Here is a 21,774-nt window from a genome sequence, read left to right on the forward strand (position 1 = left end):
GGAAAGGCCCCATGTCCAGTCAGTTCCCCGAAGCACGTCCCCGCCGTCTGCGCCGCAATGCGAGCCTGCGCACTTTGTTCCAGGAAACCGAATTCAGTCTGAACGATCTGGTACTGCCGATCTTCGTTGAGGAAGACATCGACGATTTTGTGCCGATCACCAGCATGCCCGGCGTGCAGCGCATTCCCGAGCGCAAACTGGCCAGCGAGATCGAGCGCTATGCCCGCGCCGGTATCAAATCGGTGATGACCTTCGGCGTGTCCCATCACCTGGATAGCAATGGCAGCGATACCTGGCGCGAAGACGGCCTGGTCTCGCGCATGTCGCGCATCGCCAAGGACGCCGTGCCGGAGATGATCGTGATGTCCGACACCTGCTTCTGCGAGTACACCGATCACGGCCATTGTGGCGTGATGCACAACCACGAAGTCGACAACGACCAGACCCTGGTCAACCTCGGCAAACAAGCCGTCGCTGCGGCCCGCGCCGGCGCTGATGTGATTGCACCGTCGGCGGCGATGGACGGTCAGGTGCGGGCGATCCGCCAGGCGCTGGACGCCGCCGGGTTCACGCAGATTCCGATCATGGCCTACTCGACCAAATTCGCCTCGGCACTGTATGGGCCGTTCCGCGAGGCCGGTGGCAGTGCGTTGAAGGGCGACCGCAAAAGCTATCAGATGAACCCGATGAACCGCCGCGAAGCCCTGCGCGAATCGCTGCTGGATGAGCAGGAAGGCGCCGATGCGCTGATGGTCAAGCCGGCCGGTGCGTACCTGGACATCATCCGCGACATCCGTGAAGCGTCGAACCTGCCGCTGGCGGCGTATCAGGTCAGCGGCGAGTACGCGATGATCAAGTTCGGTGCCCAGGCCGGGGCGATCGATGAGGATCGCGTGGTGCGCGAGAGCCTGGGCGCGATCAAGCGGGCGGGTGCGGATTTGATCTTTACCTACTTTGCGATGGACCTGGCGCTGGCGGGAATCTAAACCCCAACACAAATCCAAACTGTAGGAGTGAGCCTGCTCGCGATAGCGGTGTGTCAGTCGAAAAATTCATGTCGGGTAAACCGCCATCGCGAGCAGGCTCACTCCTACATTTGGGGTCGTGGGTGTCAGTTGAAGTAGGGCCGAATCCCGTGATCGCGCAAGTAGCGCTCTATCACTTTCGGGTCGGCGCTGTTCTCGGCAATCGCCACATAAGTGTCCGGGCGAAGCAAGTAAAAGCCGTTGCGCCCCAGACCCGCCGTTTCAAACGCCGGGCGCCAGTCGAACACATGCAGCGGCAAATGGTGTTCATGGCACCAGGCAATCATCTCGTCACTGGTATCGCCGTACACATGCACTTGCCAGCACGGCTGTCTTAGCGGTTCATAGTTATCGCCTTCACCATCATGTGCCCACGGCAAGCGGTCGCCGCCGTGCACATGCCCGGCTTCGCCCTGGCTGAGCGGCATGCCGCGGTAGTTGAGGGTGACTTGCGAAACCGTACGGAAAAGGAACTCGCGGCTGGCCTCGAACGCGGCCATTTTCGGGATCAGAAACGGCGCCACACGCATGCGCAACATATCTGCCATGAGGCCCTCGGCGGTGACAAAACTGAAGACTTTGTCGGTCGTCGACACCAGTCGGCGGGCGAAGGCGATGCGTTCGGTTTCGTAGCTGTCGAGCAGCTTGGGCTCAGCGCCACCGCCGAGCACGGCGGCGAGTTTCCAGGCCAGATTGATCGCATCGCCGATGCCGGTGTTCATGCCCTGGCCACCGGCAGGGCTGTGCACATGGGCGGCGTCACCGAGCAGAAAGGCGCGGCCGCTGCGAAAATGCTCGGCCACGCGGTGATGCACGCGATAGGTGGAAAACCAGTGCACGTCTTCGATGTGCACTTTCAAGTGGTCGATGGCGCGGCTGCTGACGTCCGAGAATTGCAGGCTGTCAGCACGCTCGGCGCGTTCGTCACGCACGGTACCGATCAGCCGCGCACGACCTTCACCGGCCAAAGGAAACACTGCAAGAAAATCAGCTTCGTCGAGATCCAGATGCAGCTCCCCGTTCATCGCCGGGCCGCTCGCGCTCACATCAGCAACATAGAAAATCTGCTGATAGGTGCCGCCGGGAAAACCGCTATCAAGGGTTTTGCGCACCACCGAACGGGCGCCGTCGCAACCGGCCAGATAACAGGCCTGACAGACTTCCTGCTCGCCATCGGGCAGACGCAGATGTGCGGTGAGACCGTCGGCGTTCTCTACGAAGCTTTCCAGCGAAGTATTGCGTTCGACGTTGACGCCATAGTCTTCCAGACGCTCGAGCAACAGCCGTTCGTGCTCGTCCTGCGGGAAGATTTCGACGAAGGCGTAGGGCGTCAGGCCTTCGCCGATGCGCTTGAGCGGCAATTGCGCGACGGGTTTGCCGTTGACCCAGAAATTCGCCGCCGCGATTTGATGGCCGCGACGCACGATGGTGTCGGCCAGGTCCAGTTGGCGATACAGCTCCAGCGTGCGCGCCTGCACGGCCAGGGCGCGGGAGGTGGTGCCAGGCGCCGAGGTCTTGTCGATGATGCGCACGCGCACGCCGAGTTTGCTCAGCCACAGGCCCAGCACCAGCCCGGTCGGGCCGGCGCCGATGATCAGGACGTCGCTGCGGTTCATGGGGCTGCCCTCCTGTTGCTGTGCAACAAGTATGGATCAGATGTAGACGGTAGTCAGTTCCGGCCCCTTCGCGAGCAGGCTCGCTCCCACATTGGCACGCATTCCAATGTGGGAGCGAGCCTGCTCGCGAAGGGGCCCGATCCAGCACCGCAAAAACAAAAAGGCTCCGCAGCCATCACGCTGCGGAGCCTTTTTCACAGGATACGGTCGCTTAAAAGTCGATAGTCCCCGACAACTTCGCCACCCGCGGTTCGCCCTGGGTCAAATACCCACCCTGAGCCGACTCCCAGTAGCGCTTGTTCGCCAGGTTTTCCACGCCCAGACGCACGGTAACGTCCTTCTGCGACACCTTGAACGCGTACCGCGCGCCCGCATCGAAACGGTTCCAGGTCGGCAAGCTGAGGTTGTTCGCCGCGTCGGCATATTGCCCGCCGGTGCGCAGCATCCGCGCGTTCAGCGCTACGCCTTGCAGGCCGGGCACGTCCCAATCGGCACCAGCATTGAACTGGAAGGTCGGCACACCAATGGCGCGGTTGCCGTCGTTGGCGCCGTTGAGGGTGTTTTTCAGTTCGGTGTCCATCAGGGTCAGGCCGCTGATCAGGCGCAGGCCTTCGAGCGGCTCGCCGAACACGTTCATTTCTACGCCTTTGTTGATCTGTTCGCCTTCACGCACATAGGTGCAAGTGGTCGGACCGTTGATTTCGCAGTAGCCATCGCTTGGCTGCTCGATGCGGTACACGCCCAGACTGGCCCCGTAGGTGCCCATGTCGACTTTCACGCCCAGTTCGGTCTGCTTGGAGCGCGCCGGTGCGTAGACTTCGTTGCCATTGGTGACGCGAAAGCCGCCGGAGCTGGTCGGCGAGGTCGGACCCTGCGCCAGGCCTTCGATGTGGTTGGCATAGAGCGACACATGCTCCCACGGCTTGAACACGATGCCGTACACCGGCGTGGTGATCGCTTCGTCGTAGCTCGACTTGCGCCCGCCGCTGCCCCAACTGGCGTAGTTGTAGCCTTGCACGACCATCTGCTGACGACGCAGGCCGGCGGTGATTAGCAGGCGATCATCGAAGAAGCCGAGGGTGTCGGAGATCGCCACGCTGCGGTTGAAGGTTTTGCCGACGATGCCCGGGTCATTGAGGTCGCCCCCGGCAAAGTTGCCGACCGGCGCCGGGGTTTGTGCCGGGTGATCGATGTTGTTGGGGTAGCGGGTCAGGTCGAAATCATAGGCGCTGCGCTGCTCGGCCCAGATCCCGGTGAGGCCGAGATTGAGCTTGTGGCTGACAGGCCCTGTGTTGAATTTGCCGTTGAGCCCGGCCATGACGCTGGTGTTGTCCTCGTCATGGGGCACAAACGAGCCGGTGGTGAACGACGCACCGTTGTTGCCGACCAGCGTGGTCGAGTTGTAGCGGCCGACTTCGCGGGTGTGCTTGGCGCCACCGGCCGCGTAGGCCGTCCAGTTGTCGTTCAGATCGTATTCGGCGCGAAGCATGCCGAAGGTGTCTTCGATATCGGTGTAGCCCCACTTCGGCGCGTAGTTGGTGTCGGCCGACGGCGCGTCCGGCAGGTGCGTGGCGGTGCCGAGGTTGACCGAACTGCGGCCGCCGTTGACGCGTTCTTTCTGGTAAGCGAAGTCGCCGGAAAGGCGCAGCGCATCGCCGCGGTAATCGAGGCCGATGGCAAAGAGCTTCGAGCGCTGGTTTTCGTGGTCGATGGCGGTATCGCCTTCGCGTTGGGACAAGTTGATGCGCGCGCCAAACCGGTTGTCTTCACCGAAACGCTGGCCGATGTCCAGGTGCTGGCCGACGCGGCCTTCACTGCTGATGTCGGTGGTGAAGCGGCGCAGCGGTTCGTCGCCGGCACGTTTGGGTTGCAGGTTGACGCCGCCACCGATGCCCGAACCGGTCGGGGTCACGCCGTTGATAAAGGCGTTGGGGCCTTTGAACACTTCCACGCGCTCCAGGGCGTCGGTGGAAATGATCTGCCGTGGCAGCACGCCGTACAGGCCGTTATAGGAAATATCATCGCCGTTGAGCGGCAGGCCGCGAATCATGAAGACCTGCGCCTGGTTGGAGAACCCCGAGGCCTGACGCACCGATGCATCGTTGAGCAGCACGTCGGCGACGTCTTCGGCCTGTTGATCCTGGATCAATTGCTCGGTATACGACGCAGCGCTGAAGGGCACGTCCATCATGTCCTGATTGCCCAGCACGCCCAACTGGCCGCCGCGGGCGACCTGACCGCCAGCGTAGACCGGGGGCAGGGCATTGGGTGTCGGGGCCTGGGCGTTGATGTTGACGTCGTCCAGCACCAGCTCTTTGCGGTTTTCTTCAGCGGCGTGAGCGGTGAAGGGCAGGGAGCACAGCAGGGCAAGCAATGTCGGGCGCAAGGGGGCGCCGAGTCGAGCTGAAGCGGGCATGTCGATTACCTGGAGGCGCGCGGCCGGTTGGAAAAATAAGGACAGCGCGCAACTCCTTGCGCAAATACGACTCCAGGCGCGAATGATAGGTTTTCGCAGTAACGTTTTGCAATCAGATTGTGACCAGCCTGGAAGGCTCTATGGCGGGTTCTGTGGCAAGGGAGCTTGCTCCCGCTCGGGCGGGTTCTGTGGCGAGGGAGCTTGCTCCCGCTCGGGCTGCGAAGCGGCGCGAATCCTGTCATCGCGGTGCAGCAGATAACCGGGGGGCCGGGTTTGCGACGGCTGCGCCGCCGAGCGGGAGCAAGCTCCCTCGCCACAGGGATTGGAGCGGGAGCAAGCCCTCGCCACAGGGGGGCGTGCAAGCCGAGGGAACAGGCGTTCGACATCGCAGTCCTAGCCTGCGCCATCCGCTGAACGTATGGTGAGCGCGGCACAACGGACTGGAAGGAACAACATGCACACCCCAAGATTGATCATTGCCCTCGGCGCCTTGCTGCTGCTCGCTGGTTGCGCCAGCCAGCGCAGCCACGAACTGGCGCCACGTCCGCCCGCTGAAGTGAAGGCTGAAATCGTTCGTCTGCTGCTGGCGAAAACCGCCGACCGCCAGGGCTGGGCCACGGATATTTACGCCGCATTTGCCGCGCAGGGCATCAGCACTACCACGCAGAATATTTGCTCGGTACTGGCCGTGGCAGAACAGGAATCCACCTTCCAGGCCGATCCGGCGGTGCCCGGTCTGGGCAAGATCGCCCGCGACGAAATCAACCGTCGCGCGGCCAAGGTGCACATCCCCAGCCTGTTGGTCAGCGGCGCTTTGCAAGCGCGCTCGCCCAATGGCAAGACTTACAGCGAACGCCTGAACTCAGCACGTAGCGAAAAAGAGTTGAGCGCCATTTTCGACGACTTCATCGGCATGGTGCCGATGGGCCGTACGTTGTTCGGTGGCTTCAACCCGGTGCACACCGGCGGACCGATGCAGGTCAGCATTGAATTTGCCGAAGAACACGCCAAGGACTACCCGTACCCGGTGGACGGCACGATTCGCCGCGAAGTGTTCAGCCGTCGCGGTGGCATGTACTTCGGCATCGCCCATTTGCTCGGTTACCCGGTGAATTACCGCGAGCCGCTGTATCGCTTCGCCGATTTCAACGCCGGCTGGTACGCCAGCCGCAACGCCGCGTTTCAGAACGCGGTCAGCCGCGCTTCCGGCATTCCGTTGACCCTGGACGGCGATTTGATTCGCTACGATTCAATCATGCCCGGCAGCACCGAACTGGCAGTGCGCACCCTCGGCAAGTCACTGGGCATGCGCAACCCGACGATTCGCGATCAACTGGAGAAGGGCAAAACGCTGGAGTTCGAAGAGACCAAGCTCTATCAGCGCGTATTCGAACTGGCGGAGCGAGCCGAAGGCAAGCCGTTACCGCGCGCGGTATTGCCGGGAATCGTGCTGCAGAGCCCGAAAATCACCCGAAAACTCACGACAGCGTGGTTCGCCAAACGCGTGGACGAGCGCTACAAGCGGTGCATGGCCAAGGCCGGCTGATCCTGCGGACATAAAAAACCCGGCCGAGGGAGCCGGGTTTCTCTGGGGTGTTGCGCTTGCAGTCGTGCATCAGGCCACGCGGCGTTCGATCAGACGATCCGAGCCACCTTCGGCCACGCGGCGTTCGATCAGACGATCCGAACCACCTTCGGCCACGCGACGTTCGATCAGACGATCCGAACCACCTTCGGCCACGCGGCGTTCGATCAGACGATCCGAGCCACCTTCAGCCACGCGGCGTTCGATCAGACGATCCGAGCCACCTTCAGCCACGCGGCGCTCGACCAGACGATCCGAGCCACCTTCAGCCACGCGGCGTTCGATCAGACGATCCGAGCCACCTTCGGCCAGACGGCTTTCGATCAGCTTGTCCGAGCCGCCTTCGGCGACCAGTGTGTGCGCCGGGGTGGCGGCGAAAGCGTTTACTGCGAAAACCGAGAAGGCGATGCTGAGAAGAGTCTGGCGTTTCATGAGAGTGTGCTCCGGGGTGTTGTTGGTTGGTATGGAGCCGATGTTACGCCCGGATTTCTTTATGAGAACTTCATTGCCATGATGGTGAACATCGACGGCGATGATGGTTGCTGGCAACCGTGTATTAGAGCCTTAGAGGACTTTTACCGCGCGCCCGATCGCCTGAATCGGTCCGGTCGGTTTGCCGATTGGCGAGCCATTGGCGCCTTCCAGCGTCAGTTCGAACAATTGGTTCGGTTGCAGCGGCGGTAATTTGTCCAGCGGCACCGACAAGGCCTGCCCCGGTTTGACCAGCCCCAATGACACCGGTCCCGACCAGCCGTCAGCCTTGGTCCAGAATTCCAGCGCCTTGTCTGCCGGCACCTCGACCGCCCCCAGCGGAATCAACTGGATCTCGCGCGTATTGCTCGCCTGAATCACCCAACCCGGCGCCTTGTCCTGCGGCGCGACCAACACCACCAGATAACTCGGTTTCGGCGTGGTCTGGGTCAGCAGGATCGCGCCGAGAATCAAGGTCGCGGCCAGACCGGCAGCACTCAAACCGCGCCACAGCGGCAGCAGGTTCCACCACGAAGTCAGCGGTTCTTTAACCGTCAGCCGTTCGAGACTGCGCTCGATGCGCGGCCACAGCTGCGCCGACGGTTGCTGAGGTTCGGCCAGATCGGTCAACTCCAGCAGGCGCCGCTCCCACGCGTCGACCGCCGCACGCAGTTCGGGCTCATTGGGCAAACGGCGTTGCACCTCGACCCGCTGCTCGAACGACAACGTGCCGAGCACATATTCGCCGGCCAGTTCATCCCGTTCCTGCGCTGATTCGCTGGTCATCCCATGCACTCCCGCAAGGCGTTGAGGCTGCGCTTGATCCACGCTTTGACGGTGCCCAGCGGCGTGTCGAGGCGCGCGGAAATCTGCGCGTGGCTGTAACCGTCGACGTAGGCGTGAAGGATGCAAGTGCGTCGTTGCGGTTCCAGTTGCTCCAGACAGCGATGAATGCGCGCCGAATGAACATCGATGGCCTCATCAGGCGCCGCTGCTTCATGTTCTTCGCGCAGCGGCATTTCCCGAGCCTGATTGCGCAGCTGGTTCAAGGCCAGGTGCCGGGTCACGCTGAACATCCAGCCCCGCGCCGAACCGCGCGCGGGGTCGAACCCGGCGGCGCCGTTCCAGATCTTGATGAAGGTTTCCTGCACGATGTCCTCCGCCAGCGCCGTATCGCGCACCAGCCGCTTGGCGACACCGAGCAGCCGCGCGCCTTCCTGCACATACAAATCGCGCAGGGCCGCACGCTCGCCCCGGGCACAGGCTTTGAGGCGGGCTTCGTAATCGAACGTGGAATCGGGTAAGGGCATGGCGTGCAATTTAGCTCACATTCTTCAAAACCAACAGTTCCCCTTGTAGGAGTGAGCCTGCTCGCGATAGCGGTGTGTCAGCCGACATATTGTTCACGGACACACCATCATCGCGAGCAGGCTCACTCCTACAGGGGATTTGCTGTGTTGCCGAGGTCAGCTCGCCGCCCAGAAAATATAATCCGCCTGATATTTCACCACTTCCTGCTTGCCCTTGTTTGCCATCGTGCATTCACTGGCCGGGGCCACGCCGCCCTTGAGCGCGACGCGCTGGATGTAACTCACCCCGCTCATCGCACCTTTGCCCTCGGCCGGGTTGGCCTTGACCAACTGGTAGGGCAGGTTGCCGGGCGTCGACGGTGCCACGGCCAATTGCGTGCCGGTGACTTTCGAACCGTCTTTGGCCTGCCAGGTGGCGGGCGGGCCGAAGTAGGTGCCGATCTGCTTGCCGCTGCGATCATTGAGCACCGCTTTGGGGCCGACAAACGTCCACTCGGTCTGGCCGGCGGCATTGGGCTTGTCGCGGCATTCGTAAGTGATCTCGCCGACCCCGGTGGTTTCCAGCGCAACCTTGTGCCCGTCCGGCACCTTGATCGCGTCGGGATAACTGCTTTGCGCAAAAGTCGTCGAGGTCATGGCGAGCAAACCGGTGAGGCCAATCAGCTGGGTGATGTTCATCCGATGTTTCTCCGAAAAAGGCTAGATCACTGACAGCCCGGGAGTGGGCTGTTACAGGGACTACCCGTGGCGGAGGCGATTGGATGCAGGGCCGGGAAAATAAATTCCAGACACCACCGATCACCCTGTAGGAGTGAGCCTGCTCGCGATAGCGTCGTGTCAGCCAGCATTTATGTCACAGGCATACCGCTATCGCGAGCAGGCTCACTCCTACAAGGGGTTGTGTGTGGCTTGAGGCCCGAGGCGTTGAGCAGTTCCTGGGTGTAGGGGTGTTGTGGCGCAGCAAAAATCTCCCGCGACGAACCCTGCTCAACCACCTTGCCGTCCTTGATCACCAGCAAGTCATGCGCCAGCGCATGTACCACCGCCAAATCATGGCTGATGAACAGATAGGTCAGCCCATGCTTGATCTGCAATTGCCGCAGCAACTCCACCACCTGTTTCTGCACCGTGCGATCCAGCGCCGAAGTCGGTTCGTCGAGCAGGATCAGCGAAGGTTCCAGCACCAGCGCGCGGGCGATGGAAATGCGCTGGCGCTGGCCGCCGGAAAACTCGTGGGGATAACGATGACGGCTCTGCGGATCGAGACCGACTTCGCCGAGCACGCGGATCACCGCCGCCTCACGCTCGGCCTCGCTGCCGATGCCATGGGTCAGCAAACCTTCGGCGATGATCTGCTGCACCGACATGCGCGGGCTGAGGCTGCCGAACGGGTCCTGAAACACCACTTGAATCTGCCGCCGCAACGGGCGCATCAGACGCTGATTAAGCAGGCTCAATTGCTTGTTGCCGAAGCGGATATTGCCCTGCGATTCGACCAGCCGCAGGATCGCCTGACCCAGCGTCGACTTGCCCGAACCGGACTCGCCAACAATGCCCAGCGTCTTGCCGCGTTGCAGGGTGAAACTGACACCGTCCACGGCTTTGATGTAATCCTGTTGGCGGCTGAACAGGTTTTTCGGCAATGGAAACCACACCTTCAAATCATCGACTTCGAGCAGGTTGTGATCGTACTCACTGGGTACCGGCGCGCCGCTCGGTTCAGCCTCGATCAACAAGCGGCTGTAGGGGTGTTGCGGCGCTCGGAACAGCGTCTCGCAATCCGCCTGCTCGACAATCTCGCCCTGACGCATCACGCACACGCGCTGAGCGATTCGCCGCACCAGATTGAGGTCGTGGCTGATCAGCAACAGCGACATCCCAAGGCGTTGCTGCAGCTCGATCAGCAGTTCGAGAATTTTCTGCTGCACCGTCACGTCCAGCGCCGTGGTCGGCTCATCGGCAATCAACAGTTCCGGCTCGTTGGCCAACGCCATGGCGATCATCACCCGTTGCCGCTGACCGCCGGAGAGTTGATGAGGATAGGCTTTGAGTCGCTGCAACGGCTGGCGAATACCAACCAGTTCCAGCAACTCCAAGGTGCGCGCGCGGGCAGCGCGGCCCTTCAGGCCCTTGTGGATTTCCAGCACTTCGCTGACTTGTTTTTCCACCGTGTGCAGCGGATTCAGCGAGGTCATCGGCTCCTGGAAAATCATCGCAATGCGATTGCCACGCAAGCCGCGCATGTGCTGTTCGCTGGCGTGCAGCAAGTCGACCCCGTTGTAGCGGATTGCGCCGCTGCTGCTAACGCTGTTGCCTGGCAGCAGACGCAGGATCGAGTGCGCCGTCACCGACTTGCCCGAGCCGGACTCGCCGACCAGCGCCAGGCACTCGCCACGGCGAATGTCGAGGTTCAAACCGTGGACCACTGCCTGCCCGGCGAAGGCCACACGCAGGTCGCGAATTTCGATCAGATTGTCGTTCATCTCAGCTCCGGGGATCAGGATCGGGGATCGAATGCATCGCGGCAGGCCTCACCCATGAAAACCAGCAAGGACAGAATCAGCGCCAGGGAAAAAAACGCTGTCAGTCCCAGCCACGGCGCTTGCAGGTTACGCTTGGCCTGGCCGATCAACTCGCCCAGCGACGCGGTGCCGGCGGGCATGCCGAAGCCGAGAAAATCCAGCGCGGTCAGCGTGGCGATGGCGCCGGTGAGAATGAACGGCAGGTAGGTGAGGGTAGAGGTCATCGCGTTGGGCAGAATGTGCCGACGCATCAGTTCGCTGTCGCTCAGGCCCAGCGCCCGCGCGGCTTTTACGTACTCCAGATTGCGCCCACGGAGAAACTCGGCGCGCACCACATCGACCAGCGCCAGCCACGAGAACAGCGCCATGATCCCCAACAACCACCAAAAACTCGGCGAGACGAAGCCGGACAGAATGATCAGCAGGTACAGCACCGGCAGCCCCGACCAGATTTCCAGCACACGTTGCCCGAGCAAGTCGACCCAGCCACCGTAGTAACCCTGCAACGCCCCGGCAACGACGCCAATCAATGCGCTGATGGCGGTGAGGATCAGCGCAAACAGAATCGAAATCCGTGTGCCGAAAATCACCCGCGCCAACACATCCCGCGCCTGATCATCGGTGCCCAGCCAATTGCTCGATGACGGCGGACTCGGCGCCGGTTCAGTGAGGTCATAGTTGACCGTGTCGTAGCTGAACGGGATCGGCGGAAACAGCATCCAGCCGCCCTGATCCTCGATCAGCTTGTGCACGTAACTGCTGGCGTAGTCCGGCTGAAACGGCAGCTCGCCGCCGAAATCGGTTTCCAGGTAATCGCTGAGAATTGGAAAGTAGAAGGCGTCGTGGTAGCGGATCACCAGCGGCTTGTCGTTGGCGATCAGTTCACCGCCCAGGCAGATCAGGCACAGACCGATAAACAGCCGCAACGACCAGCGCCCACGGCGGTTGGCCTTGAATTGCGCCACGCGGCGCTGACCCAGTGGAGACAGTGTGAACATCAGGCAGTCCTCGCCGAGAAGTCGATGCGCGGGTCGAGCAGGGTGTAGCAGAGGTCGCCGATCAGCTTGATCAGCAGGCCGAACAGGGTGAACAGAAACAGCGCGCCGAACACCACCGGGTAATCGCGCGACACTGCTGCTTCGTAGCTCATGCGCCCGAGGCCATCGAGATTGAAGACGGTTTCAATCAGCAGGGAGCCGGCGAAAAACACCTCGATCAGCGCTGACGGTACCCCGGCCACCACCAACAGCATCGCGTTGCGGAACACATGGCCGTAAAGCACGCGGCGTTCGGTCAGGCCCTTGGCGCGCGCCGTGATTACGTACTGGCGGCTGATCTCGTTGAGAAAGCTGTTCTTGGTCAGGATCGTCAGCGTGGCAAAACCGCCGATCACCAGCGCTGTGACCGGCAACACCAAGTGCCAGAGGTAGTCGCCGACCTTGCCCAATGTGCTCAATGTGGCGAAATCGTCCGAGACCAGCCCCTGCACCGGAAACCAGTTGACGTAGCTGCCGCCGGCGAACACCACGATCAACAGGATCGCAAAGAGAAACGCTGGCAGGGCGTAGCCGATGATGATCGCCGTGCTGCTCCAGACGTCGAAGGCGCTGCCGTTCCTGATCGCTTTGCGAATGCCCAGCGGGATCGAAATCAGGTAGGTGATCAGCGTCGCCCACAAGCCCAGTGACAGCGACACCGGCAGCTTCTGCACGATCAGGTCAGTGACCTTGGCGCCGCGAAAGAAGCTGCTGCCCAGATCCAGCTGCGCGTAGTTTTTCAGCATCAGCCACAGGCGTTCGTGCAGCGGTTTGTCGAAGCCGTAATGGTGTTTTATTTCCTCGATCAGCGCCGGGTCCAGACCACGGCTGCTGCGCCCGGCGCCGCCAGTCGCGGCGACCTCGCCACCGCCGCCCATGCTGTGCCCGCCGAAGCCCTGCAGGCGGGCGATGGCTTGCTCCACCGGCCCGCCGGGCGCGGCTTGTACGATGAGAAAATTCACCACCAGAATGCACAACAGCGTCGGGATGATCAGCAGTAAACGGCGGCTCAGATAACGCAGCATGTCATTTGCCCCCCGCGAGTTGAGTGCTCATCTGCTGAGTCGTCAGCGGCTTGGCCGAGACTTCCCACCACGTGTTGAGGCCTTCGTCATAGGCCGGTTGCACGGCGGGCATGCCGAAGCGGTTCTGATACACCGTCGGCGTGCCTTTGGAGTAGTAGTTGGGAATCATGTAGTAACCCCATTGCAGCACCCGATCGAGCGCACGGGCGTAATGCACCATGGCCTCGCGGCTGTTGGCCTGGACCAGTCCGTCGATCAGTTGATCGACCGCCGGATCGGCCAGCACCATCGCGTTCGAACTGCCGATTTGCGTGGCACTTTGCGAGGCGTACAGGCTGTACAACTCGCGGCCCGGGGAAACGATCGGATCGCCGCTGCGCGGGAAAGCGCAGACGATCATGTCGTAGTCGCGGGCGTTGAGGCGGTTGATGTACTGCGCCGAGTCGATGCGACGCAAATTGAGCGTGATGCCGATCTGCGCGAGGGTGCGTTTGAACGGCAGCAGCATGCGATCGAAGCCACCCTGGCCGTCGAGGAAAGTGAACTCCAGCGGCTCGCCGGCGGCGTTGACCAGGTGATTGTTTTTCGCCGTCCAGCCAGCCTCGGCGAGCAGCTTCAGCGCTTGCAGTTGCTTGTCGCGGATGTAGCCGCTGCCATCGGTTTTCGGCGCCTCATACACCGTGGTGAACACTTCGTCGGGCACTTTGCCGCGCAGCGGTTCGAGGATCTTCAGTTCTTCGGCGTCGGGCAGGGCGCTGGCGGCCATTTCGCTCTTGGGCCAGAAGCTGTTCTGGCGCACGTAAAAGCCGCGCATCATCTGCTTGTTGGTCCACTCGAAATCCCACAGCAGGCTGATCGCCTGGCGCACCCGGCGATCCTGGAAGATCGGGTTCTGCAGGTTGAATACAAAGCCTTGGGCAGCGGTAGGTTTTTCCGGTGCCAGAATCGCTTTTTGCAAGCGCCCGTCGCGCAGGGCCGGGCTGTCGTAGCCAACGACGTAACCCGATGAGGAAAACTCACGGTTGTAATCGAACGCGCCAGCCTGCAACAACTGGCGGGCGACGTCGGTGTCGCCGTAGAAATTCACCGTCAGGCTGTCGAAGTTGTACAGGCCGCGACTGACCGGCAAGTCCTTGCCCCACCAGTCCGGGTCGCGCTGAAAACTGATGCTGCGCCCGGCGTCGACCTTGCTCACCCGATATGGGCCGCTGCCCAGCGGTGGCTCGAAACCGCCGCCATTGGCGAAGTCACGGGTTTTCCACCAGTGCTCGGGCAACACACGCATCGTCGCCAGATCCAGCGCCAGGGTGCGATTGAGGTTGTTCTTGAAGGTGAAGCGCACCTGCCGCGGCCCTTCGATCAAGACGTCTTGCACGTCGGCGTATTGCTGGCGATAACTCAGGCTGCCCTTGGTCATCAGCAGGTTGAAGGTGTAGCGCACGTCTGCGGCGGTGATCGGCGTGCCGTCGGCGAAGCGTGCCTTGGGGTTAAGGGTGAAACGCACCCACAAACCTTCGGCATCGCGCTCGATCTGCTGCGCGACCAGCGCGTAAACCGTATAGGGCTCATCCAGCGAACGGAACGCCAGTGGCGCGTACACCCAGTCATTGACCTGCACCACGGAAATGCCTTGATCGGCATACGGGGTGATGTAGTTGTACTGGCCGATTTCCATCGAAGCACGGCTGAGCGAACCGCCTTTGGGGGCGTCCGGATTGACGAAATCGAAATGCTTGAAACCGGCCGGATACTTCGGCGCCTCGCCATACACCGTCAGCGCATGACTGCCAGCGGCCAGCGCTGAGGTGCCGGCGCAGAGCAGCGCACTGCCGAGTAGCAGGCCAGCCATGTTGCGCATGAATCTCATGAAGTTTTTCCTCTAAGCCCGAAAACTCACTAGCAACGCTGAAAACTGTGGCGAGGGAGCTTGCTCCCGCTGGGCTGCGAAGCGGCCCCCAAAATCAGCTTGACCATGCAGATTCCTTGTGAGTGCTGCGCACTCAAGCGGGAGCAAGCTCCCTCGCCACAAAGGTTTGCATTCATCCGGTGTTGCGGTGTTTTGTGCCGTTAGAAGTGATACGTCATGCGCGCAAACAAGGTCCGGCCCAGCGGGTCGGTGTAGCGCGGGTCATAACCGCTCTGGAAGTTGTAGGCCTGGTTGGAAAAAGGCGGGTTGCGGTCGAACACGTTTTTCATCCCGGCATCGACATCCAGCACCTTGTTGAAGGTGTAGCCGGCCGACAGGTCCCACACCGAATACGACGCCACGCGCGCATGAGTTTCGCGGTCGTAGTCGTTGTAACCGGTGGTGAAACGGTTGGTCAGCGCTGCCCGCGCCGCGCCAAAGCTCCAGCTGCCGGTGAGGTTGTGCTTCCAGCGCGCAATCACGCCGTCACCCTGGAAATCGCCGACCTTGTCAGTGAACGGCCCCTTGATGGTGCTCTGGAAGTCGTACTCGTCGACATAGGTGCCCTGCAAGCCGAGGCCGAACTGACCGTACGGCGTGTTCGGGAAGCGATAGTCGAGCGACACGTCGACACCGTTGGTTTCGACGATGCCGAGGTTGGCGTTGCCGGTGACGATGTAGTTGAGCGTGCCGTCGGCGTTGCGCACGAAGCGATCCTGATACGAGCCGGCCTGATCGAACACGGTGGATTCCGGGAACGGCTGAATCTGGTTGGAGATGTGAATCCACCAGAAATCCAGACCTACCGAGAGGTTGCTGATCGGTTGATAGACGAAGCCCAGGGTCACGTTGCGCGCTTTCTCCGGGGCCAGATCCTCGTTGCCGCCAATCTGGTTGAGGAACTGCTGACCGCAATCGCGGCCACCGTTGCCGCCCGGTTGCACCACGCCGCCGGTACACAGCACCGGGTCGTTGTAGTAGCCCTGGGTGTAAGTGATGCTGCGCGGCGAATACAGCTCGTACAGCGACGGCGCACGGAAGCCTTCGCTGTAGGCGCCGCGCACCACCAGCTCTTTGAGCGGCTGATAACGGAACGAGTATTTGGGGTTGGTGGTGCTGCCGAAGTCGCTGTATTTGTCGTGGCGCACGGCGGCGGACAACTCGAGGCTGTCGAGCACCGGCACGTTGATTTCGGCATAGGCGGCTTTGACGCTACGGTCGCCTTCGACGCTGCCGGCCGGGTCGATGCCCAGGCTCTGGATGTCGCCGGCAAACGCCTCGAAGTCCTGATGGAATTTCTCTTTGCGGTACTCGCCGCCCAAGGCCAGACCGGCCGGGCCTGCGCCGAACCAGTCGCCAATCTCCCGGCTGACCCGGCCATCGAAACCCGCGACGCGGCCCACGGCGGTGGAGTAGGCGCCGTGGTACGCGGCGGCGTCGATGTACTGCTGACCCGCGGCAGTTTGCGGGCCGAACGGGTTGAGCAAGCCACTGGCCAGACCGTCGATTATCGCCTGATCGCTGACATAACCGCTGGTGACGCTGGAGACGATTTTATTCTGGTTATACGAGGCGCCGAGGTTGTAATCCCAGCCGCCGACCAGACCGTCGAAGCTCAACAGAAAACGCTGGCTGGTGTTCTGGTCTTTGGATTCGCGCGGACCTGCAGCAGTCTCGCGCCAGTTCACATCGACTGGTTGCGTTGGGTCGAGGGCGAAATCGGTCGGCGCCGGGGTGATGCCGTTGCCGGGGTAGTACGGCGATGAGGAATCCAGGCTCAGACCGGTCAGTGGTGCCGGGCCGACGGCGGTGGCGTTGTTGTTGCGCGACCAGAAATATTCGAGGTTGACGTTGTGGTCGTCGCCCAGCTTGCCGGTGGTCTTGCCGAAGAACGAGGTCTTTTCGGTCTGCGGCACCAGGTCGATGTATTCACGGGTGCTGAAGCGGCACAAACCGTCGCGGCCGATCAGGTTGGGACCGTTGCAATTGCTGTTGGCCAACGGGTTGGTGGCGTTGCCGTTCTGGCTGTAGTTGCCGGGGAACGCGGTGCCGGAGGTCTGATCGAGACCACGACCGGGCGAGTAGTCATTGGCGAACGAGCGGTCGTTGGCGTCGAGGTTCTGCTGCTTGTTGTAGTTGAACACGCCGAGGACGTTGAAGCGGTCTTCTTCCAGGTCGCCGTAGCCCCAACTCGCGCTCATGTCCTTGGTCGCACCGCCGCCGCTGTGGGTCGGGGTTTCGCCGCCGAGGGTCAACGCGCCATCGGTCAGGGATTTTTTGGTGATGAAGTTGATCACGCCGCCGATGGCGTCGGTGCCGTACAGGGCCGAGGCGCCGTCGCGCAGCACTTCGACACGCTCGATGGCGGCAAACGGGATCATGTTCAGATCCACCGCGCCGCCCGCCGAGTTGGTGCCCGACAAAGCGTTGTTGGCCAGGCGCCGACCGTTGAGCAGCACCAGCGTCTTGTTCGCGCCGATGCCGCGCATGTCGGCAAACGACGCACCGCCCGTGGCCGCACCGACCGAGCCGGCGCTGTTATTGATCGACTGGCTGCCGGTGATGCGCTGGACCAGCTCGGCGGTGGTGGTCACGCCCTGTTTGCGTAGCTCGTCGGCCTTGAGAATGGTGATCGGCACCGCCGTTTCCGCATCGACCCGGCGAATCGCCGAACCGGTCACTTCGACCCGTTGCAGTTGCGTGGTCGGCGCCGCCACGACAGCGGCTGCCGGCACGCTGCTGTTGTCGTCCTCGGCCGCTTGCACGGTCCCGGCGCCCATCCCCATGGCCACCAGATACAGCGGAACAAAACGGTGGCGAGACATCGTTGCCACCAAAGGTTTGAGCGTGAAGCGTGGAGTGTTCATCAGCATGGTTATTTCCGATTATCAGACGTTATCGAATTGGCCTTGTGAGCCGCTCATTGCTCCGCTTCCGGTGATACCGCGTGCGGAAAACCACTTTCTTCAAGCAAGCCGATCCCCTCCGAAGACGCGTGGCGTTTTTTCGGTCGGCCGGGTGCGACGGGATTCTTTTCAGCGGTGCCGGGCGCCTGCTTGCAACAGCCGCCCGGCACCGCACTCAGTGGGTGGTCATCACCGAAATCTTGCTGATGCCCGAGCGTTCGATAGACGCCATGGCCTTGGCCACCTGGCCGTAATTGACGGCAGCGTCGGCCTGCAATTGCACGCGCACCTCGGCGTCTTTGGCCTTGACCTCCCTGAGGCTGGCCTCGAGGGATTCCGGGGCCAGTTCGGTTTTGGCCAGATAGAACTTGCCGTCCTGATCAACGCTGACCACCACCGGGTCTTTCTTCTCGGCGGGGGCGACGGCGTCGGTTTTTGGCAGATTGACCTTGATCGCGTTGGTCATCAGCGGCGCGGTGACGATGAACACCACCAGCAGCACGAGCATCACATCGACCAGCGGCGTGACGTTCATTTCGCTGAGCACTTCATCGCTGTCTTGAGTGGAGAACGACATCAGCTGGCCTCCCGCACGGCGTTGGTGCTTTTGCTGGCGATGGCCTGGCGGCTGATGGAAAACGCACTGCGCGAGGCGAGGGCGTCGAAGTCGTGGGCGAAGTCATCCATGTCGGCCGAGGCGAGTTTCAGCCGGCGCAGGAAGAAGTTGTAAATCAGCACCGCCGGCACCGCGACGGCAATGCCCACGCCTGTAGCGATCAGCGCGTGACCGATGGGGCCGGCGACTGCTTCAAGGCTGGCCGAGCCGGTTTCGCCGATGCTTTGCAGGGCTTCCATGATTCCCCACACGGTGCCGAACAGACCAATGAACGGCGCGGTGCTGCCGATACTGGCGAGGATCGCCTGGCCGTTTTCCAGCGAACGGCGCTCCTTCTGGATCTGCTGGCGCAGGTTGCGTTCCAGCCTGTCGGAGCGGTTGATGGTGTGCGCCAGTTGCTGGGTGGTGCGCGGCGAGTCTTCGACCAGCAAGGCTTCGAAACCGCTGCTGGCGATGCGCGCCAGCGAGCCGGGATACTGGCTCGCGTGCTCGGCGGCGGTGAGCAGGTCGGGGGCACTCCAAAAGGCTTTGGTGAACTGCTTGTTCTGCGCTTTCTGGCGCAGGTACTGGGCCGACTTGACCAACAGAATCGCCCAACTGACCACAGAAAACAGCACCAGGCCCCAGAGCACACCGGGGACAATCATCGAAGACAGTGAATCGTTCATGGCTACACCTCGCTTGCTTTAATCAGTAATGAGTCGGTTGCGCCGTCATTGCGGCAATTTGAAATCGATGGTCTGGGTGGCGAAGCCGTCGATTGGCGTGTCGCCGCGCTTGGCCGGAATGAACTTCCAGTTCTTCACCGCCGCGACGGCCGCCTCATCCAGTTGCGGCTTGCCGCTGGACTTGGTCACCGTCACCGCACCGGCACGCCCGTTCGCCAGCACTTGAATGCGCAGCACCACGCTGCCTTCCCAGTTACGTCGCAGCGCCAGCGACGGGTATTCCGGCGGCGGGTTGCCGAGGCTGGCGAGGCCGGAAATCGCTGCCGATTCCTTGACCGGACCGGGCGCAGCAGCCGGCGCCGGCGGTGCACTCGGTGTGCTCGGCGCAGCAGGGGCGGCCGGTTGTGGCGGGGTGGGTGGCGCTTTCGGCGGCTCGACTTTTTTCACTGGTTTTGGCTTCTCGACCGGTTTCGGTTTCTCGATCGGCTTGGGTTTTTCCACCGGTTTAGGTGGCGGCTTGACCGCGTCCTCGTCCTCCACCGGCTGCTCGGGTTCCGGCGGCGGTGGAGGCGGGGGCGGCGGCGGTGGTTCCGGTGTCGGCGGGGCCGGTGGCGTCGGGCTGGTCAGCTCGACGGTCATTTCCGGAATCTCGGGCGGCGTAGGCAGCGGCTCCGGCCGCGCCTGATGAAAGAACCACCACGCGCCGCCGTGTATCAGCGCCGACACGGCTATCAGCAGCACCATCTGTGGTTTGTTCAACCCGCCGGGTCGTGAAGTGTTGGCTGTAAACGCCGGCCTGCCCGTTGGCGGCGGGACCGGCGCTTCCCGGAACGGTCCCGGCAGGGTTTTGTGCTTTACCGCATCGTTCATTAAAGCTCCCTCGGGTCAGATGAAGGGCAATAAAGTGCCGTCCGAACATATGGCGAATGTTCGAGTGATTGGGTGCAACTTTCTTCAAGGTGTGCGCGAGCCGATAGTTTGACTATCTGTTTATGCAGGCTCGGGCAAACTTACTGGCTCAGCGCCGTCTATTCTGATTGTTCATTACCCTTTCCTTGGCTGTTGTTGTGTCGGTGGAGACGTTCTGTATGTCTCTTGCCTGTTACACTTTGCAACGGATGTGCCAAAACTTGCAGCGCTGCGTAGGGCTAATTATCTTCGGGTTACCGATGTCGCATTTATATAAGTTCGGCGCTGAGCATGGCTTTCCTGTAGCGCACACGGGGCCTTCAGTCCTTGCAGAGGGCTTTTTTCGAGTGCGAGACAGGGTGAGCGCTGTATCGCGCCAATCAGCGGGATAGAGCGTCTGCTCTGCGATCAGGCTTAGCGCGCGATGGTGCGCGGCGGATCGATTTGGTGCGGGTCAATGTATTAGTGGCTCACAGGGCATGTTCCTTGTTTTTGTTTGAGCGAGTTGAATGCCAACAGCGAGCTGCGTCACAGTGGCGGGTTCATTTTTGGTGCAACGTTTAAACTTCGAAATTTATTGTTCGACAATCCGCTTTCAGGTTGTTAATGCAAAGTCATATTTAAAAACTAAATAGCACGCTGCGCTCGGCGAATATTGATCGCCAAGCACAATCGGTGTGCGTATGGGTTCAGGTAATAAAGGAGAAGTGCGCCAGCCCGATGATGTTCAGATGAACTCGAGCCTGGTGATGAATATGAGTTGTGTCGATTGGGCGGCGCAGCGTTTGAAGATTCACGCGGTGAACTCCTTGTTGCCAGCTCGGATACACGAACTTTTGGCTCGGTATCGCACCTTACAAGAACGCGGATAGCGTTCGATGAATGCTCTTGGTGCGGGATGGGCACCGCCAGCGCTGTTTTGCGAGGATTGAATTCGCAAGTCGGCAGTGCATGGGAAAAACGTGCCAAACGCGATACATCGGCAGAATTTTCTACATCAGGCCAGCCAGCCATCTACCCTGTTGCCATGGCCTTTTAGGGGGAACGGACATGTACCAGCTCTACGGGCATAAAAATTCCGGCGCAGCTGCCATCGAGGCAGCCTTGGAGTTGTGCCAGATTGCTTATCGGTTCATCGACACCGAAGCCAGCGCGGAGGCCGCCGAGGCGCTGGGCAAACTCAATCCGCTGAAACAGATCCCGACTTTGCAACTGCCCGACGGCAGTGCCCTGACCGAGAGCGCGGCGATCCTGATTCATCTGGGCCTGACGTTTCCCAAGTCCGGCCTGCTGCCGGCCAAGGCGCCTGATCGCGATCAGGCGATTCGCGGACTGGCCTATATCGTCAGCAATTGCTACGCGGCCATCGGCATCATCGACTACCCCGAGCGCTGGCTGATGACGGCGGACGAGAGCGCACGGCAGAACCTGATCGCCGGCACGCGTCAGCGTCTGCACTTCAGTTGGGAGGTGTTTGCCGACCAGTTTTCCGGCGAGCTGTACCTGGACGATGAAACGCCGGGCGCGCTGGATGTGCTGGCGGCAGTGGTGAGCCGTTGGGCCGGCAGCCGTGAACATCTGCGCCAGACCCGGCCGGGGTTTTATGCGTGGTTGCAGAGGATTGACCGCCACTCGGTGCTGGCGCCGGTGTTTGAGCGGCATTGGCCGTCTCAAGGCTGACATAGCACCCCCTGTAGGAGTGAGCCTGCTCGCGATAGCGGTCTGTCAGCTAGAAATACAGTTGGCTGACAGACCGCTATCG

At 61.6% G+C, this 21,774-nt stretch carries 17 protein-coding genes; 3 read left to right on the forward strand and 14 right to left on the reverse strand.

Features of this window, described 5'->3' with window-relative positions; translation table 11 throughout:
- Window positions 1–11: 11 nt before the first annotated feature.
- Entirely contained in the window at window positions 12–986 is a 975-nt protein-coding gene (gene hemB / locus HU765_RS22900; RefSeq protein ID WP_186623149.1) for a porphobilinogen synthase, read from the forward strand.
- Between the two features lie 125 nt (window positions 987–1,111).
- Here the strand turns inward: hemB and HU765_RS22905 are convergent, their stop codons facing one another.
- Together HU765_RS22905 and HU765_RS22910 are read right to left on the reverse strand one after the other, a co-directional pair.
- On the reverse strand, window positions 1,112–2,641 hold the full coding sequence (locus tag HU765_RS22905; protein WP_186623151.1) for an FAD-dependent monooxygenase: 1,530 nt from the start codon (window positions 2,639–2,641) through the stop codon (window positions 1,112–1,114).
- A 211-nt stretch (window positions 2,642–2,852) separates the two neighbouring features.
- Entirely contained in the window at window positions 2,853–5,057 is a 2,205-nt protein-coding gene (locus tag HU765_RS22910) for a TonB-dependent siderophore receptor (RefSeq protein WP_186623152.1), read from the reverse strand.
- A 454-nt stretch (window positions 5,058–5,511) separates the two neighbouring features.
- Here HU765_RS22910 and HU765_RS22915 point away from each other — a divergent pair, with 454 nt between their 5' ends.
- The gene (locus HU765_RS22915; protein WP_186623154.1) at window positions 5,512–6,603 is read left to right on the forward strand and encodes a DUF1615 domain-containing protein; all 1,092 of its coding nucleotides are present in this window, start codon (window positions 5,512–5,514) and stop codon (window positions 6,601–6,603) included.
- A gap of 69 nt (window positions 6,604–6,672) precedes the next feature.
- On the opposite strand, the gene HU765_RS22920 is transcribed toward HU765_RS22915, so the two are convergent.
- The 12 genes from HU765_RS22920 to HU765_RS22975 all read right to left on the reverse strand — a co-directional run bounded on the left by HU765_RS22920 (window position 6,673) and on the right by HU765_RS22975 (window position 19,973).
- On the reverse strand, window positions 6,673–7,074 hold the full coding sequence (locus tag HU765_RS22920; protein WP_186623156.1) for a hypothetical protein: 402 nt from the start codon (window positions 7,072–7,074) through the stop codon (window positions 6,673–6,675).
- A 132-nt stretch (window positions 7,075–7,206) separates the two neighbouring features.
- Window positions 7,207–7,899, reverse strand: coding sequence for an anti-sigma factor (locus HU765_RS22925; protein WP_186623157.1), 693 nt, complete (start codon window positions 7,897–7,899; stop codon window positions 7,207–7,209).
- Window positions 7,896–8,423, reverse strand: a complete 528-nt coding sequence (locus tag HU765_RS22930; protein WP_186623158.1) for a sigma-70 family RNA polymerase sigma factor — start codon at window positions 8,421–8,423, stop codon at window positions 7,896–7,898. Before HU765_RS22930 ends, HU765_RS22925 begins: the two co-directional genes overlap by 4 nt.
- Before the next feature lie 156 nt (window positions 8,424–8,579).
- Window positions 8,580–9,101 (reverse strand): DUF3455 domain-containing protein, encoded by a 522-nt coding sequence (locus HU765_RS22935; RefSeq protein WP_186623159.1) that lies wholly within the window; start codon window positions 9,099–9,101, stop codon window positions 8,580–8,582.
- 170 nt (window positions 9,102–9,271) lie between these two features.
- A complete protein-coding gene (locus HU765_RS22940) occupies window positions 9,272–10,906 on the reverse strand; it encodes an ABC transporter ATP-binding protein (protein ID WP_186623160.1) in 1,635 nt (544 codons plus the stop codon).
- A gap of 14 nt (window positions 10,907–10,920) precedes the next feature.
- Entirely contained in the window at window positions 10,921–11,943 is a 1,023-nt protein-coding gene (locus HU765_RS22945) for an ABC transporter permease (RefSeq protein WP_186623161.1), read from the reverse strand.
- Entirely contained in the window at window positions 11,943–13,007 is a 1,065-nt protein-coding gene (gene yejB, locus HU765_RS22950; RefSeq protein ID WP_186551784.1) for a microcin C ABC transporter permease YejB, read from the reverse strand. Before yejB ends, HU765_RS22945 begins: the two co-directional genes overlap by 1 nt.
- A gap of 1 nt (window position 13,008) precedes the next feature.
- Window positions 13,009–14,874: an extracellular solute-binding protein gene (locus HU765_RS22955; RefSeq protein ID WP_186623162.1), complete on the reverse strand. Its 1,866-nt coding sequence runs from the start codon at window positions 14,872–14,874 to the stop codon at window positions 13,009–13,011.
- A gap of 200 nt (window positions 14,875–15,074) precedes the next feature.
- On the reverse strand, window positions 15,075–17,786 hold the full coding sequence (locus tag HU765_RS22960) for a TonB-dependent receptor (RefSeq protein ID WP_186623163.1): 2,712 nt from the start codon (window positions 17,784–17,786) through the stop codon (window positions 15,075–15,077).
- Window positions 17,787–17,994: 208 nt separating this feature from the next.
- Window positions 17,995–18,396, reverse strand: a complete 402-nt coding sequence (locus HU765_RS22965) for a biopolymer transporter ExbD (protein WP_186551787.1) — start codon at window positions 18,394–18,396, stop codon at window positions 17,995–17,997.
- Window positions 18,396–19,103, reverse strand: coding sequence for a MotA/TolQ/ExbB proton channel family protein (locus HU765_RS22970; protein ID WP_122703670.1), 708 nt, complete (start codon window positions 19,101–19,103; stop codon window positions 18,396–18,398). Before HU765_RS22970 ends, HU765_RS22965 begins: the two co-directional genes overlap by 1 nt.
- Before the next feature lie 45 nt (window positions 19,104–19,148).
- Window positions 19,149–19,973, reverse strand: a complete 825-nt coding sequence (locus HU765_RS22975) for an energy transducer TonB (RefSeq protein WP_186623165.1) — start codon at window positions 19,971–19,973, stop codon at window positions 19,149–19,151.
- Window positions 19,974–21,062: 1,089 nt separating this feature from the next.
- On the opposite strand from HU765_RS22975, the gene HU765_RS22980 reads away from it, so the two are divergent.
- Window positions 21,063–21,692, forward strand: coding sequence for a glutathione S-transferase N-terminal domain-containing protein (locus tag HU765_RS22980; protein ID WP_186623167.1), 630 nt, complete (start codon window positions 21,063–21,065; stop codon window positions 21,690–21,692).
- The last annotated feature ends 82 nt before the right edge of the window (window positions 21,693–21,774 follow it).

This window comes from Pseudomonas sp. SWRI81 (assembly GCF_014268545.1).
GTDB lineage: Bacteria > Pseudomonadota > Gammaproteobacteria > Pseudomonadales > Pseudomonadaceae > Aquipseudomonas > Aquipseudomonas hamedanensis.

Coding starts and splice junctions, on each gene's coding strand:
- HU765_RS22965 (WP_186551787.1), bottom strand. CDS start 18,396: ATGTCGTTCTCCACTCAAGACAGCGATGAAGTGCTCAGCGAAATGAAC.
- HU765_RS22905 (WP_186623151.1), bottom strand. CDS start 2,641: ATGAACCGCAGCGACGTCCTGATCATCGGCGCCGGCCCGACCGGGCTG.
- HU765_RS22930 (WP_186623158.1), bottom strand. CDS start 8,423: ATGCCCTTACCCGATTCCACGTTCGATTACGAAGCCCGCCTCAAAGCC.
- yejB (WP_186551784.1), bottom strand. CDS start 13,007: ATGCTGCGTTATCTGAGCCGCCGTTTACTGCTGATCATCCCGACGCTG.
- HU765_RS22980 (WP_186623167.1), top strand. CDS start 21,063: ATGTACCAGCTCTACGGGCATAAAAATTCCGGCGCAGCTGCCATCGAG.
- HU765_RS22925 (WP_186623157.1), bottom strand. CDS start 7,899: ATGACCAGCGAATCAGCGCAGGAACGGGATGAACTGGCCGGCGAATAT.
- HU765_RS22915 (WP_186623154.1), top strand. CDS start 5,512: ATGCACACCCCAAGATTGATCATTGCCCTCGGCGCCTTGCTGCTGCTC.
- HU765_RS22940 (WP_186623160.1), bottom strand. CDS start 10,906: ATGAACGACAATCTGATCGAAATTCGCGACCTGCGTGTGGCCTTCGCC.
- HU765_RS22920 (WP_186623156.1), bottom strand. CDS start 7,074: ATGAAACGCCAGACTCTTCTCAGCATCGCCTTCTCGGTTTTCGCAGTA.
- HU765_RS22910 (WP_186623152.1), bottom strand. CDS start 5,057: ATGCCCGCTTCAGCTCGACTCGGCGCCCCCTTGCGCCCGACATTGCTT.
- HU765_RS22975 (WP_186623165.1), bottom strand. CDS start 19,973: ATGAACGATGCGGTAAAGCACAAAACCCTGCCGGGACCGTTCCGGGAA.
- HU765_RS22945 (WP_186623161.1), bottom strand. CDS start 11,943: ATGTTCACACTGTCTCCACTGGGTCAGCGCCGCGTGGCGCAATTCAAG.
- hemB (WP_186623149.1), top strand. CDS start 12: ATGTCCAGTCAGTTCCCCGAAGCACGTCCCCGCCGTCTGCGCCGCAAT.
- HU765_RS22955 (WP_186623162.1), bottom strand. CDS start 14,874: ATGAGATTCATGCGCAACATGGCTGGCCTGCTACTCGGCAGTGCGCTG.
- HU765_RS22935 (WP_186623159.1), bottom strand. CDS start 9,101: ATGAACATCACCCAGCTGATTGGCCTCACCGGTTTGCTCGCCATGACC.
- HU765_RS22970 (WP_122703670.1), bottom strand. CDS start 19,103: ATGAACGATTCACTGTCTTCGATGATTGTCCCCGGTGTGCTCTGGGGC.
- HU765_RS22960 (WP_186623163.1), bottom strand. CDS start 17,786: ATGCTGATGAACACTCCACGCTTCACGCTCAAACCTTTGGTGGCAACG.